Origin of the sequence: Aquibacillus koreensis (assembly GCF_025154055.1) — a bacterium.
In the GTDB taxonomy this organism is placed as follows: Bacteria; Bacillota; Bacilli; order Bacillales; family Amphibacillaceae; genus Aquibacillus_C; species Aquibacillus_C koreensis.
The window spans coordinates 13,315-32,695 of record NZ_JAOALK010000008.1 but is presented as its reverse complement, the minus strand read 5'-3'; the positions used below and the strand labels follow the sequence as shown (position 1 = coordinate 32,695).

General features: G+C 36.5%; 19 protein-coding genes. All 19 read right to left on the bottom strand.

Features of this window, described 5'->3' with window-relative positions:
* Window positions 1–11 precede the first annotated feature (11 nt).
* Entirely contained in the window at window positions 12–584 is a 573-nt protein-coding gene (locus NYQ66_RS01865) for a MotE family protein (protein WP_259866246.1), read from the bottom strand.
* 4 nt (window positions 585–588) lie between these two features.
* Window positions 589–1,035 (bottom strand): flagellar export protein FliJ, encoded by a 447-nt coding sequence (fliJ, locus tag NYQ66_RS01860; RefSeq protein ID WP_259866244.1) that lies wholly within the window; start codon window positions 1,033–1,035, stop codon window positions 589–591.
* Window positions 1,035–2,348, bottom strand: coding sequence for a flagellar protein export ATPase FliI (gene fliI, locus NYQ66_RS01855; RefSeq protein WP_259866242.1), 1,314 nt, complete (start codon window positions 2,346–2,348; stop codon window positions 1,035–1,037). The genes fliJ and fliI overlap by 1 nt, the downstream gene beginning before the upstream one ends.
* Window positions 2,335–3,099, bottom strand: a complete 765-nt coding sequence (fliH, locus tag NYQ66_RS01850) for a flagellar assembly protein FliH (protein ID WP_259866240.1) — start codon at window positions 3,097–3,099, stop codon at window positions 2,335–2,337. Before fliH ends, fliI begins: the two co-directional genes overlap by 14 nt.
* Window positions 3,092–4,105, bottom strand: a complete 1,014-nt coding sequence (gene fliG, locus NYQ66_RS01845; RefSeq protein ID WP_259866238.1) for a flagellar motor switch protein FliG — start codon at window positions 4,103–4,105, stop codon at window positions 3,092–3,094. The genes fliH and fliG overlap by 8 nt, the downstream gene beginning before the upstream one ends.
* 12 nt (window positions 4,106–4,117) lie before the next feature.
* Window positions 4,118–5,725 carry a flagellar basal-body MS-ring/collar protein FliF gene (gene fliF, locus NYQ66_RS01840; RefSeq protein WP_259866237.1) on the bottom strand — a complete coding sequence of 536 codons (1,608 nt, stop codon included), beginning with the start codon at window positions 5,723–5,725 and terminating at the stop codon, window positions 4,118–4,120.
* Window positions 5,726–5,779: 54 nt separating this feature from the next.
* Complete coding sequence (fliE, locus tag NYQ66_RS01835; RefSeq protein WP_407652036.1) at window positions 5,780–6,088, bottom strand: flagellar hook-basal body complex protein FliE; 309 nt, start codon at window positions 6,086–6,088, stop codon at window positions 5,780–5,782.
* 13 nt (window positions 6,089–6,101) lie between these two features.
* Window positions 6,102–6,560, bottom strand: a complete 459-nt coding sequence (gene flgC, locus NYQ66_RS01830; protein ID WP_259866235.1) for a flagellar basal body rod protein FlgC — start codon at window positions 6,558–6,560, stop codon at window positions 6,102–6,104.
* Between the two features lie 2 nt (window positions 6,561–6,562).
* Window positions 6,563–6,964, bottom strand: a complete 402-nt coding sequence (flgB, locus tag NYQ66_RS01825) for a flagellar basal body rod protein FlgB (protein WP_259866233.1) — start codon at window positions 6,962–6,964, stop codon at window positions 6,563–6,565.
* Window positions 6,965–7,275: 311 nt separating this feature from the next.
* Window positions 7,276–8,055, bottom strand: a complete 780-nt coding sequence (codY, locus tag NYQ66_RS01820) for a GTP-sensing pleiotropic transcriptional regulator CodY (RefSeq protein WP_259866231.1) — start codon at window positions 8,053–8,055, stop codon at window positions 7,276–7,278.
* Window positions 8,056–8,079: 24 nt separating this feature from the next.
* Window positions 8,080–9,477 carry an HslU--HslV peptidase ATPase subunit gene (hslU, locus tag NYQ66_RS01815; protein WP_259866229.1) on the bottom strand — a complete coding sequence of 466 codons (1,398 nt, stop codon included), beginning with the start codon at window positions 9,475–9,477 and terminating at the stop codon, window positions 8,080–8,082.
* A gap of 17 nt (window positions 9,478–9,494) precedes the next feature.
* Window positions 9,495–10,040: an ATP-dependent protease subunit HslV gene (gene hslV / locus NYQ66_RS01810; RefSeq protein ID WP_259866227.1), complete on the bottom strand. Its 546-nt coding sequence runs from the start codon at window positions 10,038–10,040 to the stop codon at window positions 9,495–9,497.
* Window positions 10,041–10,054: 14 nt separating this feature from the next.
* Window positions 10,055–10,975, bottom strand: a complete 921-nt coding sequence (xerC, locus tag NYQ66_RS01805; protein WP_259866224.1) for a tyrosine recombinase XerC — start codon at window positions 10,973–10,975, stop codon at window positions 10,055–10,057.
* Window positions 10,976–11,334: 359 nt separating this feature from the next.
* Window positions 11,335–13,413, bottom strand: a complete 2,079-nt coding sequence (gene topA, locus NYQ66_RS01800) for a type I DNA topoisomerase (RefSeq protein WP_259866222.1) — start codon at window positions 13,411–13,413, stop codon at window positions 11,335–11,337.
* A gap of 147 nt (window positions 13,414–13,560) precedes the next feature.
* The gene (gene dprA, locus NYQ66_RS01795) at window positions 13,561–14,502 is read right to left on the bottom strand and encodes a DNA-processing protein DprA (protein WP_259866220.1); all 942 of its coding nucleotides are present in this window, start codon (window positions 14,500–14,502) and stop codon (window positions 13,561–13,563) included.
* A gap of 89 nt (window positions 14,503–14,591) precedes the next feature.
* Window positions 14,592–15,494, bottom strand: coding sequence for a succinate--CoA ligase subunit alpha (gene sucD, locus NYQ66_RS01790; protein ID WP_259866218.1), 903 nt, complete (start codon window positions 15,492–15,494; stop codon window positions 14,592–14,594).
* Between the two features lie 74 nt (window positions 15,495–15,568).
* Complete coding sequence (gene sucC, locus NYQ66_RS01785; protein ID WP_259866216.1) at window positions 15,569–16,729, bottom strand: ADP-forming succinate--CoA ligase subunit beta; 1,161 nt, start codon at window positions 16,727–16,729, stop codon at window positions 15,569–15,571.
* Window positions 16,730–17,240: 511 nt separating this feature from the next.
* The gene (locus tag NYQ66_RS01780; protein ID WP_259866214.1) at window positions 17,241–17,531 is read right to left on the bottom strand and encodes an EscU/YscU/HrcU family type III secretion system export apparatus switch protein; all 291 of its coding nucleotides are present in this window, start codon (window positions 17,529–17,531) and stop codon (window positions 17,241–17,243) included.
* Window positions 17,528–19,363 (bottom strand): hypothetical protein, encoded by a 1,836-nt coding sequence (locus NYQ66_RS01775; protein WP_259866212.1) that lies wholly within the window; start codon window positions 19,361–19,363, stop codon window positions 17,528–17,530. Before NYQ66_RS01775 ends, NYQ66_RS01780 begins: the two co-directional genes overlap by 4 nt.
* Window positions 19,364–19,381: the final 18 nt, after the last annotated feature.

Genomic DNA, 19,381 nt, shown 5'->3' with positions numbered 1-19,381 from the left:
GATACAAAGAATTATTCTAATAATAAATTAGTAATCGATGCAGCTAATTCTGGATCCAAAGCCCCTAGCAAAGCTGCTTTTTCTTTTGTTGGTAAACTTTTGACGATGGATGCCGCCATCTCCGTATCTAAATTCGAAATAATTGGAGCTGCTGCTTCTGGTTCCATTCCTTTAAAAGCAGTTGTTACTTCGGATAATGCATCAGCCTTTTCCTGCTTTCCTGTTTCCAGTTCCTTCAATTGATTCGTTATCTTCGTTACTTCTTGATTCAATTCGTCGATTTCTGCATCTTTTGTTACAACTTCTGCTGTTAGTTGATCAATTTCCGCATCTTTTGTACGAATATCATTTTCAAGTAATTCTATCTTATTCTCTTCCACTTTCTCTTCTTCTGTCGTCACAACATTGGATAAAAATGGTATATGGTTTGCGAATTCCTTTGTTTTACCGATAACATTTACACCCATAAAAGATAAAATAATAATGGCTAGCGTAAGTGCAAATATTAAAGGAATAATGATCACTACGATCCATTGAAATGGTCCGGCTTTCTTTGGCTCGTGCTCCATTGTATGTTGTGCCATAAACTCACCTGTCCCTGTTATTTAAAAACTGCATTATGGACGTCTCATCCATTAGTTTTGTTTCTTCTGCCTTTTGAAGTTCAATTCGTTTTTTTTCTTTTCGTTCAATTAGTTTTTCATACTTCTTCACTTCAATATGGGTAGCAGTCAATTGTTTCTGTTTCATTTCCATGTTATTTCGGGCCTTCTTTACTGACATTTCTAACTGCCTTATGTTTTCTTTAATCTTTTCGATATACGTATAATGTGTTGTTAAAGTTGAAACCGAACTAGTACTTCCCAGTGAAAGACTGTACTCTCTTTCCACCTTTTCTTTCTTTCTTAACAAGTGGTATAACTGAGTTGCAAACTCTTCAAAACTATCTACAGAGTCTTTATAAGCCATTTGCGCATCATTTTTTTCTCGTTCTCGTAACCCTAATATCTTTTGGAAGGTTTCCGCGCTCGCCATTACCCAACACTCCCACCAATTACATTTTCTAATTGTTGCAGTGCTTGCTCCCTTGAAACTTGCTCATCTACATCTTGCTTTAGAAAGTTAATCATTTTCGGGTGTAATAAGATTGACTGATCTATTTCTTTACTTGCCCCTCTTTTATAAGCACCTATTTGAATCAATTCATAACTTTCCTCATACGTTGACAAGACAGACCTTGCTACCTGTGCCAACTGTTGATCTCTTGGTACCGTTATTTGGGGCATTACTCTACTTACAGATTTCAGTACATTAATAGCAGGGAATTGCCCTTGTTCTGCTAGTTTTCTATCTAACACAATATGTCCGTCTAGAATTCCACGTACAGTATCTGCTATGGGTTCATTCAAATCATCCCCATCAACGAGAACAGTATAGAAAGCTGTAATTGTGCCTTTGTCACTCGTACCTGTTCGCTCCAAAAGTTTAGGAAGAATCGCAAAGACAGATGGTGGGTAGCCTTTTGTAGTTGGTGGCTCTCCAGTTGCTAAGCCAATTTCTCGTTGCGCCATCGCTACACGTGTCACAGAATCCATCATAAGATTGACATTATAGCCTTGATCTCTAAAATATTCACTAATAGCGGTTGCGGTATAAGCTCCTTTTATACGCATTAGTGCAGGCTGATCAGATGTAGCAACGACAATGATTGATCTTTTCAATCCTTCTTCTCCAAGATCTTTTTCAATAAATTCACGTACTTCACGACCACGTTCTCCGATTAATGCAATAACATTAATATCTGCATCACTATTTCGAGCAATCATACCTAGCAATGTACTTTTACCTACTCCACTTCCAGCAAAAATACCAACACGTTGACCTTTTCCAATTGTTAATAGTGTATCAATTGACCGTACCCCTATTTGAATTGGTTCTAAGATTCTTGGCCTTGCGAGAGGGTTTGGTGGAGATTGTTCCGTTGGATAGCTTGTAAGCCCTTTTGGTAATGTCATGCCATCAAGGGAATTGCCAACTGAATCAATTACTTTCCCAATTAACCCTCTCCCCACTTTTACTGTTAAAGGTTGGTCCGTTGCTTCCACTAAACATCCCGGTCCAATTTCTTTAATTACTGTGTAGGGCATAAGTAAAACTTTTTGTTCATTAAATCCCACCACTTCTGCTAGGATTTTCGACTTGCTCTTTGTATGAATAAAGCAAACATCACCTATACTTGCTTCTGGTCCTTGTGATTCAATCATGAGACCAATAACCCTTTGTATTTTACCGTAGCGCTTATACGTATCGATCCGATCAATTTCTTTCAAGTAATTAACTATGTTCATGTCCTACCTCCCTAGAGAGATGGAAAAGTTTATTTCGCAATTCTTGAAGTTGACTATCCAAGCTAGCATCAATCTTCCCAAAAGGTGTCTCTATAATACAACTACCTCTTTGAAGTTCATGGTCTGGATAGATGGAGAATTCTGTTTTAGAGCTTACTATATTCTCTAGTTCATCCTTGTGTTGAAACATAACTTGATAGTCTTCAGGGTGAGCAGTAATCTGCACGGAATGTTGTTCTTTTACTTCCTTCAAGACATCTTTTACAATGTGTAGAAAGTGTTCTGATTCTTCAATACTATGGTGCATAATTTTTGATGCCGCTTTTAGAGCCAGTTGCAAAACTTCTTCTTCACTTTGCTCAAGTTTTAAGTGATAGTCTTTCTTTGCTAGATTTATCGTCGATCTAGCTTGTTCAATTAGCTCCTTGTGCTTTTCTATACTCTCATTTCTTCCAAGTTCAAATCCTTCTTGATAGCCTGTTTGTTTGGCATTTTCCATCAGGTGATTTTTTTCTTTTTCCCATTGTTCTCGTTCGATTGCAACTTGTTGTCTTGCTTGTTCTAGTATGTGATCTGCTTCTTCTCTAACTTGTGCTAATTGTTGTTTTGCTTGCTCTAATTTAGCTTTCAGTTGCGATAACTCATCAACAGGATCTTCTTGACCTATGGGAGTGTTTTTAGAAATAACAGGCTTGATACTAATTATTTTCCTTTGAGACAACGGATCATCATATCTATAAACACTAGACAATGATATCGTCACCCCCGCCACGAGCAATTACAATTTCCCCAACCTCTTCTAGTCGACGGATTACCGATACAATTCTTGTTTGAGATTCTTCTACATCTCGCAAGCGTACTGGACCCATGAATTCCATTTCTTCTTTAAAGGTTTCTGCCATTCTCGTAGACATATTTTTAAATACTACATCTCTTACCTCTTCACTAGCAACTTTCAATGAAAGGCGGAGATCATCATTTTCAACTTCTCTAATCACGCGTTGAATTGCACGATTATCCAATGTGACTATATCTTCAAATACAAACATTCGCTTCTTAATTTCTTCTGCTAGCTCTGGGTCCTGTATTTCTAATGCATCCAATATCGTTCTTTCTGTACTTCTATCCACACCGTTTAGCACTTCTACTACTGCTTGAATACCACCCGTTTGTGTATAATCTTGTGTAACAGTAGTAGATAGCTTTCTTTCAAGTACTTGTTCAACTTCATGTATAATTTCAGGTGATGTAGAATCCATCACAGCAATTCGCTTTGCGATATCTGCTTGTAACTCTTGTGGTAATTCAGATAATATCTGACCTGCTTGATCTGCATCCAGATAAGATAGCACAAGTGCAATTGTTTGTGGATGCTCGTTTTGTATAAAGTTTAATATTTGCGTAGGTTCCGCTTTTCTAGCAAAGTCAAAAGGCTTCACTTGTAAAGATGATGTTAGTCGAGTAATGATTTCTGTAGCCTGCTCAGATCCTAATGCCTTCTCAAGGATGGACTTTGCATAATTAATTCCACCTTGAGAAATGTAATCTTGTGCTAATGCTAGTTGATGAAATTGATCTAATATATCCTCTTTTTGGTCAGGATCGACTTTTTTAACAGAAGAGATTTCTAACGTTAATTTTTCGATTTCTTCTTCACTAAGGTGTTTATAAATATTTGCTGATGCATCAGGACCTAATGAAATCATAAGAATAGCCGCTTTTTGTTTCCCTGTTAATACATCTTTGTGCCTTACCATAAAGGTTTCCCCCTAGTCATCTGCAATCCAACTTCGTATTAATTTAGCAAAATCTTCTGGCTTTTGCTGAGCCATTCTTTCTAGTTGCTTCTTTTTAATACCTGTTTCCGTTTCTTGCTTGTTATCTATATCAGGAACATCATTCATAACAACATTCGGTGTTTCTTCTAACGCAAATTCTTCTTCGATCGTTTCTGATTTTTTACGTTTTCTTAGCGCTATGATTAAACCAATAATTGCTAAAATCAACAAACCACCAATAACATAAGTCCAAAACGGGATAATAGGTACTGTCGGTGCAGCTGCACTTTGTCTTCCATTAAACTCTTGAAACACGATAGAAACCTTTTCGTCTGGCACAACATCCCCATACGATTTATCGATCGAAGTTGTAACAATTGAATCTAAAATAGAAGCTATTCCTTCTTCCACTTGCATTTGCTCCTGTTGCGTTAAATATTGCACTTCATTAGCTTCTTCAACCGGTTCTTTTGTATTATCAACAGCAACCTGAATTCCTAGATCTCGTATTTTATATTTACTTTCTACAATTTCTCTCTGAATACGATTAAACTCATTATTAATTGATTCCTTTACCATTTCGTAATCGCCAGTACCATTTTCGTCTGCTGCCGGATAATTTGGGACATCTCCATCTCCAACTCCACCCTCTGCAGCTTCTGCACCAGTTCCGGTGTATGCTTCTGTGACTCTTTCCACACTAACTGGTAACCCTTGCATATTTTCTTCATCAACTGGTTCTACTATCTCTTCAATTCTATTTTCCTGTGTAAAATCAATATCTGCTGTAACGGATGCTATGACCTTATCATTCCCAATCATTGTGCCAATCATCTGTTGAATTCTTCTTTGTAAATCCCTCTCCACATCACGTTTTATCGCTTGTTGTGACGCATATGCGTCACCACTTGCAAAAGAATTTGAATTATTTAAGTCAAAATACTCAAAATTTTGGTTCATGATGACGATATTATCAGTAGGAAGGTTTGGAACGGTTTTTGAAACTAAATGGTATAGTGCCTTTATTTGACTTTCATTAATCTGATACCCTGGCTGCGTTTCAATCACGATAGAGGCTGAAGCTTCTTCTTCCCGGTCGCTTAAAAACACTGGGGTCTGAGGTTTATTTAGCATGACACTCGCATCTTGAATACCGTTAATACTTTTAATTAAGTTGGCTAATTCTGTTTGCATAGCGTCAAGTTTCATCACTTCAAACTCGTTATCTGTCATCCCCCAAGATGCATTCTGGCTAAAGAAAGAATAATCTACATTCCCACTATCCGGGAGACCTTGGGCAGCTAAGTCAACGAGGAGTGTATCTACTTGTTCACTTGGTACACTTAAAGTCGTACCAGCATTAGATAATTCATACTTGACACCTCTAGCGTCTAGTTCAGCTTTAATTTGTCCTACTTCTTGGAGAGACAAATTACTATAAAGAGGTACCATTTTTGCATGATTAGTAAGAAAACTACCTCCAACGATTAACAAAAGAAACAAAAATATAAGACCGATGAACAATCCTTTTTGTGCTTTTGATCTTGTAGTCCAGTAATTTTTTATTTTTTCTCTGTATAAATCAAATCTTTGTTTCATCTTTTGCCTCCAACACAAGCATACGATTTTCTAGGAAGCTATGTTTTTATCTCCCTACACTTGCATTCTCATTATTTCATTGTAAGCGTCGATTGCTTTGCGTTGAATTTCAACAGCTGTCTGAAGGGCAACGCTTGATTTTTGCGATGCAATCATAACATCATGCAAATCAGTTATTTCGCCCTTTGCTAAAGCTTCGGTTTGCTTATCTGAATGCATTTGAACTTCATTCAATTTTTCTATGGCGCCTTTCAAACTTTGGGAAAAATTCTGTTGTGCTTCAGCTACAGAAGTTTTTCGTGTTTGCGTTCCTAACATGGATAAGGAAGGTTGTTGAAGGGTAGTTAATCTATTTATCTCCATTTAATTTCACCTCTTATTTTCCAATCTCAAGGGCTTTTAGTAACATGCTTTTCGTTGCGTTCATTGCAGTAACATTCGCTTCGTATGATCTAGTCGAACTCATTAAATCAACCATTTCTTTTAGCGGGTCAACATTAGGTAATTCAACATAGCCATCTGGACCTGCGTCAGGATGGTTTGGGTTATAAACTAATTGAAATGGTTCCTCGTCTTCTGAAATTTCACTCACACGAACTCCGTTACCTGCATGATTATTATGTAGGTTTGAAGCTCTGTTTAAGAAGGTAGAAAAAGGCTGACCCTTTGTTTCAAGTACAACCATTTTACGGCGATATGGTTCATATTCACCATTTTCGTTCACGGTTGCTCTTGTAGCTTCTGCGTTTGCAATATTAGATGAAATAACATCCATACGTAACCTTTGCGCAGTTAGTGCACTAGCACTGGTGTTAAGTGATTGAAAAATACTCATACTTATCTACCTCCCTTTATAACAGTATTAAGGCTATTAAACTTGCCATTTATACGATCAATTAAAGCCTGATAATAAATTTGATTTTCTGCAAGTTCTGTCATCTGCTTATCAATGTCTACGTTATTTCCATTATGATTAAAGGAAGTGCTTTGGTCAGTCACCACTCTAAATGGACTTTTTGAAAGACTAGTAGAATCAAATGATACGTGTTTAGGGTGGGTTCTTTTCGCTTGAAATGTATGATCTACTTGTTGGTTTAAAACATTTTTAAACGATACTTTCTTCGCTTTATAGTTTGCTGTATCTACATTTGCTATATTATTTGCAATGGTTTGATTCTTTAATGTAGCATAATCAATCGAATTTTCTAATTTACTAATAGTACCTCCAAATAAAGACACAAAAATACCTCCTATCCTCTCAAAACGGACAAAAAACGCCTATCTTTATCGAATATTGTAAATTAAATACGATAACGTGTCTATGAAATTTAGACAGAATCTAACTTTAGTTGCTATTTATTTCACCTTTTAGTCAAGGAATAAGCAAAAAGGACTATGTTTAAGACTAATTTTGTCGAAATTAGTCGCGAGGGTATGGTTTATTATCGCACAACTAGAAATTATTTTAAATGCTACAATGAAAAAAGAGTGATTAAAATTTTTGGAAATTAAAAAGGTACTCCATAAACTGGAAGTACCTTTGAATCGTTTTATTTTGTTTTTAATTTTTGTAATTCAACCAAAAACTTGTTATTAAGTACTTTGATATACGTACCTTTCATACCAAGAGATCTTGATTCGATAACACCCGCACTTTCAAGCTTTCTTAATGCATTAACGATTACGGAACGAGTAATTCCCACTCTATCGGCAATTTTGCTCGCTACCAATAACCCCTCATTGCCATCAAGTTCTTCAAAGATATGCTCAATCGCTTCTAATTCACTGTAAGATAATGAACTGATTGCCATCTGAACAACCGCTTTACTTCTTGCTTCCATTTCAATTTCTTCCGTCTTTTCATGTAGTATTTCCATCCCAACCACAGTTGCACCATATTCGGCTAAAAGTAGATCATCATTATTGAAACTTTCCGTTAAGCGACTTAAAACTAGTGTGCCTAATCGTTCTCCACCACCGATAATCGGAACAATGGTAGTTAATCCGTTTGTAAACAGTTCTTTATTCTCTACTGGGAAAGCAGTAAATTTACTTTCAATATCAAGATTAGCAGTTGTTTCCTGGATCGAAAATAAACTATTTGTGTATTCTTCAGGAAATTGTCTTTCCTCCAGCATAGACTTCATACGTTCATTTTCAATTTGCTGATTAATTGCAAAACCTAATAACTTCCCTCTTCTACTTACTACAAACACGTTACCTGTAATTGTGTCGCTCAGTGTTGCTGCCATTTCATTGAAATTCACTGACTTTCCTGTTGCCTTTTGTAACATTGAGTTAATTTTTCTTGCGCGATCTAATAATTCCATGTTGCTCCTCCAATTCGAATATCATTATAAAATGTATTGGCTTAAGTCTTTGTTTTTAGCAATAGAGCTTAGCTTTTCATCTACATAATTTTCTGTTATTTCAATAGATCCCATCGCTATATCCGATGCTTCGAACGATAAATCTTCTAGTAGTTTCTCTAATATCGTGTGTAATCTTCTGGCACCAATGTTATCTGTTTCTTGATTTACCTGATAAGCTACTTCTGCAAGTTTGGTGACAGCGTCTTCTGTAAAGGTAACCTTTACTCCTTCTGTTTCCAACAAGGCTGTATATTGTTTAAGTAATGCGTTTGATGGCTCCACTAATATCTTCTTGAAATCATCAATGGATAATTTCTCAAACTCAACTCTAATTGGAAATCTACCTTGTAATTCTGGTATTAAATCCGAAGGTTTTGCCATATGAAAAGCTCCTGCAGCAATAAAAAGTATATGATCTGTCTTTACTGGACCATGCTTGGTAACAACGGTGGAACCCTCTACGATTGGCAAAATATCACGTTGAACACCTTCTCTAGATACGTTCGCTGACTGTTCACTTTTACCTGCAACTTTATCTATTTCATCAATAAACACTATACCAGATTGTTCTACCTTTTCTACTGCTTCTTGGGTAACCTCATCCATGTCAATTAACTTTTGTGCTTCTTGTTGCGTCAAAATCTTTCTTGCTTCAGATACAGGTAGCTTCCGTTTCTTTTTCTTCTTTGGCATGAGTTGACCAAATGCATCTTGCATATTCATTCCCATTTGTTCCATACCCGAACCCTGTAACATATCAAACATGGAGGATGATTGTTCATCTACTTCAATAGTAACAATCTTATCTTCTAATTCACCTAACGCTAATTGATGTCCAACACGTTTACGTTTTGTTTCTATTTCCTGTTTATCGGGATCTTGTTCTTGCGTTTGATCATCCTCATCTTGTTGTGGTGAAAAAAACATTTCTAAGGGATTTTTAAAAGAATTTTGTTTTTTCTCTTTTGGAACAATAATCTCAACTAAACGTTTATTTGCTAAATCACTAGCACGCTCCATAACCCCACTCATCTTTTCTTCCTTTACCAAACGCATTGCCATTTCTACTAAGTCACGAATCATTGACTCTACATCACGGCCTACATATCCAACCTCCGTAAACTTAGTAGCCTCAACTTTTACAAAGGGAGCGCCAACAAGCTTCGCAAGTCGTCTAGCCACTTCTGTCTTCCCAACACCAGTAGGACCAATCATTAATATATTTTTAGGCACGATCTCTTCACGCATATTTTCTTCTAGCTTCAACCGACGATATCTATTTCTAAGCGCTATCGCAACAGACTTTTTTGCATTAACTTGACCTATAATATATTTATCTAATTGTGCAACAATTTGCTTTGGTGTCATATTAATGGACATAACTAATCCTCCTCCATTTATTCAATGACTTCTAAGGTGATTTGGTCATTTGTAAACACACAAATTTCTCCAGCAATATCTAAAGATGCTTGCGCAATCTCCTTAGCTGACAAGTGCTTTGCATAGTTTTTTAGAGCTCTGCCTGCACTTAATGCGTAATTACCTCCTGATCCAATAGCTAATATTCCGTCATCTGGTTCAATTACTTCTCCAGTTCCGGATACTAATAACATCTCATCCTTATTCATCACGATTAGCATCGCTTCTAATTTACGAAGCACTTTGTCACTTCTCCACTCTTTCGCTAATTCTACGGCTGCTCTTGATAGATTCCCATTATAGGCTTCTAATTTTCCTTCAAATTTTTCAAACAAAGTGAATGCATCTGCCACGGAACCTGCAAAACCAGCCAACACTTGCCCTTTGAATAACCTTCTAACCTTTTTCGCTTTATGCTTCATTACTACAGCGTTACCTAGCGTAACTTGCCCATCACCACTCATTGCACATTGACCATTGTGCCTAATCGCAAATATTGTTGTTGCATGAAATTCTTGGTTCACTTTCCCACCCCATTTCAATTATTCCCGTTTGTAGCACGGGGATGGCTATTTCTATATATATTACGTAAGTGATCCTTTGTCACATGCGTGTAAATTTGTGTAGAGGATAAATGTTCATGGCCTAGTAACTCTTGGACCACTCTAAGGTCTGCACCCTCATTAAGCATATGGGTAGCAAATGTATGCCTTAACTTATGTGGATGAATGTCTACAGTTAAGGCGGATTTCTCAACGAGTTTATTTAAGATCAATCGTACACCCCTTTCAGATAAGGGATTTCCTTTTGCATTTAAAAATAAAGCGTTATTATTAACCTTAGCCTTTCCAAGTAAATAGGAACGACCGTTTTCTATGTATTTAGTCAGAGCGTTTTCTGCGTAACTTCCAAATGGCAAATATCGATCTTTCCTACCCTTTCCTGTAACTAAAACAATTCCTAAGTCAAAGTCAATATCTTCAAGGTAGATTCCGACACACTCACTTACTCTTATACCTGTTGCATATAATAGTTCTAATATTGCTTGGTTTCGTTGACCTAATGGTGAGTTTAGGTCACTAATTGTAAAAAGTTTTTCCATCTCCTCTGCGTAGAAGAATGAGGGTATCTCATGAACAGGTTTAGGTGTATGAACATGCAAAAAAGGATTGTATTTTACAAATTCTTCTCTTATCATAAACTTGTAAAAACTCCGAAGAGATGCAAGCTTCCTTGAAATAGTCCTTCTAGAATAATTGTCCCGATGTAAATTAGTTAGATAGATTCGAATAAGCTGTTCATTTATTTGACCAAACTCATTAACTCCTTCATTACAAATGAATGTATAAAAAGAATGTAAATCCCTTAAATAATTCTTTAAAGTATGCATGGAGGCATTTCGTTCAATTTGCAAGTATTCCATAAACTGTTGCCGATATTCATTGAATTGTTGCAACATTCCACCCCTCATCTAAAGGCGTATAAATCTTAACATACATTAATCGTTACATGCAATGAATTAACAAAATTGTAACAAAATTCTGAATCGTTACTACTTCTTTTAAATCTTATGGTCTGAAACATCACTGTCAAGTAAAAATACTTACTGAAGGGAAATTATAGCTTTAAGATAAAAAATTGTCAATAGAAATTATTTTTCGAATTTTTACTTTGACTTAAGCAAGGCAACCTCCTGCATCGCTGATTTGATTTTATTAGTATTTACATATATTTTCCTATTTATTACTCATTTTTCAAAATTTTTGAATAAATAAAAAAACATCTACCTCTAAAAATAAAAGTAGATGTTTTTTAAAACTAACTTTGTTGTTCTTCTTTATAGTCACATGCCGTACATTGAATCTGCGTACCTTTTTTAGACTTTTTCTCAACCAATAAACTGCTACATTTTGGACAAGGCCTAGAGATTGGTTTATCCCAAGAAAGAAATTCACATTCCGGATAGTTATCACATCCGTAAAAAGTACGACGCTTTTTCGTTTTTCTTTCTACAACATTTCCTTCTTTACAGCTCGGACACTTCACACCAATTTCTTTTAAGATTGGCTTTGTGTTTCTGCATTCTGGAAAGTTTGAACACGCCAGAAACTTCCCATATCTCCCCATCTTATAAACCATTTCATGTCCACAATTTTCACAGTCAATTCCAGCAGGCTCATCTCTAATCTCAACTTTTTCCATTTCTTTCTCTGCTTTTTCTAAGCGTTTATCAAAGCCTTGGTAGAATCCATCTATGATTTTAACCCATTCTGTTTTACCTTCCTCTACTGCGTCTAGATCACCTTCCATTTTTACGGTGAAATCAACATCAATAATTTCTGGGAAGAACTCTCTAATTAGGTCTAAAACAATTTCTCCTAACTCGGTAGGGACAAAACGTTTGTTATCTAGTGTTACATACCCACGTCTCTGTATGGTATCTAATGTTGGTGCATAAGTAGAAGGACGCCCAATCCCCTGTTCTTCTAGTGTCTTTACCAATCTAGCCTCTGTGTATCTCGGCGGAGGTTGTGTGAAATGTTGATTTGGATCGATTTGTTTCGCTTCCACGAACATACCTTCCTCTAGTTCTGGAAGCATCTTGTCTTCTTCTTTTGTAGTATCATCCGTTCCTTCAATATATACTTTCATAAAACCTTTAAATTTCAAAACGGAGCCTGAAGCTCTAAACTCAACACCCTCATTCATCAAATGTGCAGTTACAGTATCCATAATTGCTGGTGCCATCTGACTTGCCGCAAAACGATCCCAAATCAATTTATATAATCGATATTGATCTCGAGATAGGATGCTCTTAAGTGATTTTGGATCACGATGTACGGATGTTGGTCGGATTGCTTCGTGTGCATCTTGTGCACCTTCTGCTTTTTTACTCGGTTTTGATGTGCCTAAGTATTCTTTTCCATAATGCTCAGTAATATATTCACTCGCTTCTTTTTTCGCTGTATCAGAGATTCTTGTGGAATCTGTACGCATATACGTTATTAAACCCGTAATGCCGCCTTCTTTTTTACCTAAATCGATACCTTCATATAATTGCTGTGCTACCATCATTGTTTTTCTAGCACGGAAATTTAGCTTTCTAGCTGCCTCTTGTTGAAGAGAAGACGTAATAAATGGAGCAGAAGGATTTCTTTTTCTTTCTCGTTTATTTACTTTCTCTACTTTAAATTGAGAACCTTTCATCGTATTAAGTATTTGATCAACATCATCTTTATTCCCAAGACTTTTTTTCTTTCCATCAATATTGTGAAAAGATCCTTTAAATTCTTCTTTATCTTTCAAAAATGTACCATCTATTGACCAGTACTCTTCCGGTTTAAAGTTCTCTATTTCTCTTTCTCTATCGATAATCATTTTCACAGCAACGGATTGAACTCGGCCAGCACTTAGTCCCTTTTTTACTTTTTTCCATAATAAAGGACTAATATTATACCCTACCAATCGATCGAGAATCCTTCTAGCTTGTTGCGCGTCGACTAAATTCATGTCAATCTTTCTTGGATGCTTAAATGACTCTTTTATTGCGTCCTTTGTTATTTCATTAAATACGACACGACATTCTGATGTGTCATCAATATTCAAGCTATGCGCTAAATGCCAAGCAATAGCTTCCCCTTCTCTATCGGGGTCGGCCGCGAGATAGACTTTTTTAACTTTTTTTGCTGCCGTTTTTAATTCTTTTAATACAGGGCCTTTTCCACGTATCGTAATGTACTTAGGCTCATATTCCTCTTCAACATTAACGCCCATTTGACTCTTTGGTAAATCTCTAATATGCCCCATAGATGCTTTTACTTTATATTTTTTCCCTAAATATCTTTCTATGGTCTTTGCTTTTGCTGGAGATTCCACAATTACAAGATAATCTGCCATATGTTTTCCTCCCAAGAGGTTAATCAAATATTCTTTCCATTTATAAAAAAGAATGAAACAATTCCAGTTTCTACATGTATTAACTTAATATAGTTGATAAATCTTCCCTATTATTAAATACATCCTATTGTTTTGTCAAACCTGCAACTAATTATTCATATGATTTGCAAGATAGTTTTCCTTATTATCTGACAAAAAACGACACCATTTCACTTCATTTTCATGCCATTCCTCTAAAATATCATAGGTACTTTGTACTAATTTAGCACCATCTTGAATCATTTTGTGACATCCACTCGTTTGCTCAAAAAGTATAGATCCTGGAACAGCAAATACATCTCGACCTTGTTCCAACGCTTGATCAACGGTTATGAGTGAGCCGCTTTTCTCTTTTGCTTCTATAACTATCGTACCGATTCCTAATCCACTTATTATTCTATTTCTTTCTGGAAAGTGATATCTCTTCGGAGGAGTTTGTGGAGGATATTCTGAAATAACTAATTGATTTTTTATTAATGCTTTAAACAAAAGTTGGTGTTGACTTGGATATATATGGTTAAAACCACTACCAATGACCGCAATTGTCTTACCGTTATTTTCTTCTGCTAATTGATGAGCTATCCCATCTATACCTAAAGCCATTCCACTTACAATAATCCACCCTTCTTTAATAAGCGGAAGGAGAATATGATTCATTTTCTGTCTCGCTTCACAACTAGGGTTTCTAGTACCAACGACGCTTAAAGTTGGCAATTGATAAAGCAATGATGGATTACCAAGCATATAGAGCACATAAGGAGGATCTGGTATGCTTCGAAGCAAAGGAGGATAAGATGGGTCCAAAACCGTACTAATGTGGTACCGGTGTTCATCTTGGATAATCGATTGGATGATTCGGGTATTATGTAAATCATGAAATAGTTGAAGTGCACGACTAAAAGGGATTTGATAAAGGTGGGATAAGTCATTTGCAGATCGATCATATAAGCTTTCCAATTTGGGGTCTCTCTCTAGTATTTTCCTCATTAATGGTCGAGTTATAGCGTTTGATCGATGTAAATGGATCAACCTCATTCTAGTACTTTTCAAATAATATCACTCCTTATGATAGAATGGTGGGCTGACGCTTACTGTCAGTCAGCCCACCATTCTTATGCTAAATGTATAGCGCTTTTGAATTAATGTGTTTTACACTTATCATGAAGTCCTTTTTCTTTAAGTACTCCTATCAAAGTTTCACCCATAACAGATGGGGTATCAGCTACTTCAATACCGCATGCATTCATTACTTTAATCTTATCAGCAGCTGTACCCTTACCACCAGATATGATAGCACCAGCGTGTCCCATACGTTTACCTGGAGGTGCAGTTGCTCCACCAATAAAGCCTACAACAGGCTTTGTCATATTAGCTTTTACCCATTCAGCAGCTTCTTCCTCAGCAGTACCACCGATTTCTCCGATCATCATAACCGCTTCTGTTTCAGGATCTTCATTAAATGCTTTTAATACATCAATGAAGTCTGTACCATTTACCGGGTCTCCACCAATACCAACAGCGGTAGACTGACCAAATCCTGCTTCAGATAACTGGTGAACCGCTTCATAAGTTAATGTACCAGAACGTGATACTACACCAATATGCCCCTTTTTGTGAATGTATCCTGGCATGATACCTATCTTACATTCCTCAGGCGTAATAACACCCGGACAATTCGGACCTACTAACCTTGTTTTCTTACCTTCCATATATCGTTTTACTTTTAACATATCCATGACAGGGATATGCTCTGTAATACAGATTACTAAATCCATTTCTGCATCAACCGCTTCCATAATTGCATCTGCAGCAAATGGGGCCGGAACATAGATTACAGAGGCATTTGCACCAGTTTGATCAACTGCATCTTTCACAGTATCAAATACAGGAACGCCTTCCACTTCCGTTCCGCCCTTTTTAGGTGTTACGCCTCCAACAATTTTCGTACCGTATTCTAGCATTTGTTTTGTATGAAAAAGAGCAGTTGAACCAGTAATACCTTGAACAATGACTTTCGTATCTTTATTTATAAAAACACTCATGAATGTCCGTCCTCCCTTTTTATCGACTATGAAGTTGTTAGGATTTCTCGTGAATCCTATCAGGTGACTTATTCTTATTTAACTAAGGAAACGATTTTTTCTGCACCATCTGCCATTGATTCTGCAGCTGTTATGTTTAACCCAGATTCAGCAAGGATCTTCTTACCTAAGTCCACATTCGTTCCTTCTAGACGCACAACTAAAGGTATTTCTAGACCTACTTGTTTCGTAGCTTGTACTACACCTTCTGCAATGACGTCACATTTCATAATTCCACCAAAGATATTAACTAAAATACCTTTAACATTTGAATCTGACAAAATAATTTTAAAGGCTTCTGTAACTTTTTCTGTTGTTGCACCGCCCCCAACGTCAAGGAAGTTAGCGGGTTCTCCGCCATAGTGCTTAATAATATCCATAGTAGCCATTGCAAGACCTGCACCATTTACCATACACCCAATATTCCCATCTAGAGCTACATAGCTTAGGTCATATTTTGATGCTTCAATTTCTTTTTCATCTTCTTCATCTAGATCACGAAATTCTTGAATATCTTTTTGACGGAACAAAGCATTATCATCAAAGTTAAACTTTGCATCAAGTGCTAAGACATTCCCATCCCCAGTAGTAACCAAAGGATTGATTTCTGCGATAGAACAATCTTTTTCAACAAAGACTTGATATAATCCAAGCATAAACTTCACTGCTTTGGAAAGATATTCTTTCGGAATATTAATATTAAAAGCCAATCTTCTTGCTTGGTAAGGTAATAATCCGGTTACTGGATCTATAACCTCTTTAAAGATTTTCTCAGGCGTCTTTTCGGCAACTTCTTCAATTTCTGTACCGCCTTCTTCCGATGCCATCATGGTCACTCTTGAAGTAGCTCTATCCAACACTAAACCAACATAGTATTCTTGTTTGATATCGCAACCTTCTTCAATTAGTAAACGCTTTACTTCTTTACCTTGTGGACCCGTTTGATGTGTAACCAATGTCTTACCAAGAATCTCGTCAGCATATGTACGAACTTCATCTAAGTTTTTAGCTACTTTAACACCACCAGCTTTTCCCCTTCCGCCAGCGTGGATTTGAGCCTTAACTACAGATACAGCAGTTCCTAGGTCTTTTGCAGCTTCTACAGCTTCTTCAACTGTATATGCAACACGGCCATTTGGTACTGCAACACCGTATTTTCGCAAAATTTCTTTGCCTTGATACTCGTGAATGTTCATGTTCCATCCTCCCATCAATTAATCACTGCAAATTCATTGTATAAAAAATAGTCGCAAATTGTCCACAAATTACATTTAATATTTCGAAATGATTTGAAAATTTCGCTTGTTTTAATCAATCAATGACTTTTATTTCGGTCTTTATGAATAGTTTTTGCATAGTCTCACTAAATAAAGTTACAAGGTATGTTTGATTCTTTCTACTTTTTGAGGCTAATCTGGGATTATTATGTAAATAAGAGATCTGATGACCGCTAAAAAGCGAAGGAGCTTCTTGGCGGTCATGAGATCCCTTATTTGTCTAAAATACAAGATTATCAAAATTTTGTGGTCACCAGATCCGTTATTTGCCATAATCGCACTGATTTCGATGGCATTTTGTTAAAATAGCGTACTGTACGACCGCTCAGATTCAAAAATGGCCAAAAACAGCAAAATAAGGGATCTGATGACCGCTTACGTTGTATTCACTCATTATCTTTGCATTGCGTCACACTTCATCAAACATTTCTCATCGTTTATGTTTTGTTTTATCTGCTTCTTGATCTACGTGATAGATAAAAGCAAATACTTCCGCAACAGCTAGATATAACTCTTCTGGTATCTTTTCATTTACATTTAATTGAGAGAGTAAGTGAACTAGTGTTGGGTCCTCCTGGATAGCAACATTATTCTCCTCCGCTTTCTGAATAATTGTCTCCGCAACATAGCCTTTCCCACTTGCTGTTATTTTAGGCGCTACATCATGCTCTTGATCGTATTTTAACGCTACTGCCTTTCTATTTCTTTTCGGTTCATTCATATTCGAAAATCCACTCCTTGTCCAAAATGATTCGATTCTTTTGGTTTAGAGTCAGTTAATTGATTGGTAGCTTCGAAACGTTTCCATTGGACAGATGACAAATGATAATCTACTTTCTCTAATCCTGATTGTAGTAGTGGCTTAAATGTTGAAAGAATGGAAGTCAACTGTTCTGTGTTATTATAAACCGTTAGCCTCACAACCCTTTTTTGTACCAACATATCAATTACTGTTTCTCCTATGTTGTTCAATTCTAAGTAAAAATGAACTCTACAATAATCAGGGTTAATCTTGCTTGATTCATCTTTCCTACTTTCAGCCTCTATCTTAATATCCCGATATAACCCTAACTTTTCTCCAGGAATTTGAATAGCCGTGTGAAGCATGGACCCATGCTCTTGCACCGATTGTATGTGCGCCCCGTTTATAGAGTGGAGAAATTGTTCGAGACGATCCATAAAAGGACGGTCCCCTTGTTGAAACATTTGCAAAAGCAAGCTCTTCATTGTGTGTTGATTCCCAGTATTTGTTTTGTCTTGTAAGCTTACATGCTCATGATCGTATCCGGTAAAGTAGAGAGTTTGTTTTAATAGATACAGAAATTGCCCTCTTGTTTCCTGCATCGTATTTGGTTGTTTCGTTCCTACGTTCACCAATTCTAAAAGAGTCTTCTCTTGCTCCACTGTTAACTGTTTGGATGCAAGTTTGTCTAATATAGGGAGTACTACATGAGAACGATCTAGGGTAGGGTCTTTCGTCCACTTTTGTAGCAATTGAGCTTCCTTATCACTTAACACATATTGAACCTTCTTCATTACATTTTTTTGTTGAAACATACCTTGTAGTTGTTTCATATATTGTGAGTTTTCTACGTTTGAATTTAGTTGACTCAATAACTGGATAAACAGACCCTTCATTTTAGCGTCTATAGGAATTTGACTGTTATATAATTTCAACAAAGCTTGATCGAATTGGTCCTTGTCAGTTGTTATTGGAAGGTTTTGTCTTCCATGTGTAGTTGGTTCCATCTGGGTAGCAGTAGTTTCATGTCGAAGTTTCCACATATCCCACGCTTCGCTCCACTCATCAATAGTACCTTGAAAAAGTCCAGCCTTATTTACAATTGTATAAACAAGTTGACTTACATCATTCCCACTAGTTAAAAAAGGAAGGAAGCTGCTCTGGACAGATTCATTTTTGGCTGAAGAGGTAAACTTATTTAGTCTATTTAGGAGTGAATTTTCAAGTAGGGACCTACTTTCTAATTTAGTCAATTGTGCAGAAAGATCTTTAATTTGTGCTGAAAAACTATTAGTCTGGTTGTTCATTAGACTGTCAAATACATTTTTTGTAATCGGTAAGTCACGTTTAATCATCTCTAATAAAACTTGCTTGGCTAATTCTTTTTCTTCTTGTTTTACTAACAAATCAAACACAGGTTTCAGATGATCTTTTGTAAAAGAAATGTTACGCTGCAATAGCTGATTTATGAACGATTGGTTTTCTTTTGTAAGTGCAATTCCCATTTCTCTTAATAATGTTTCTGCCTTGTTTTTATCTGATAACGGCTTATCGGCCATTACTTTGAGTCGTATTACTTGGCCGGTAGACTGTACCTGGAACCAATAGCTATTTAGTACGCTTATAGATGCTTCTAATTGTGCAACAAAAGGCTTGCCCCCTAATAATATTGTCGCCCGCTGATTAGGATATAGTTCGAGGACCTTGCCTGATAAAATCTGACCTGGCCTAAGTTGTCCAAACGAATTAGCAATAGGTTGATTAGATAAAGCTTGATTCAATCCGGATGAAAATATATTTTGCCCTAACATACAAGTTCCTCCTATCCT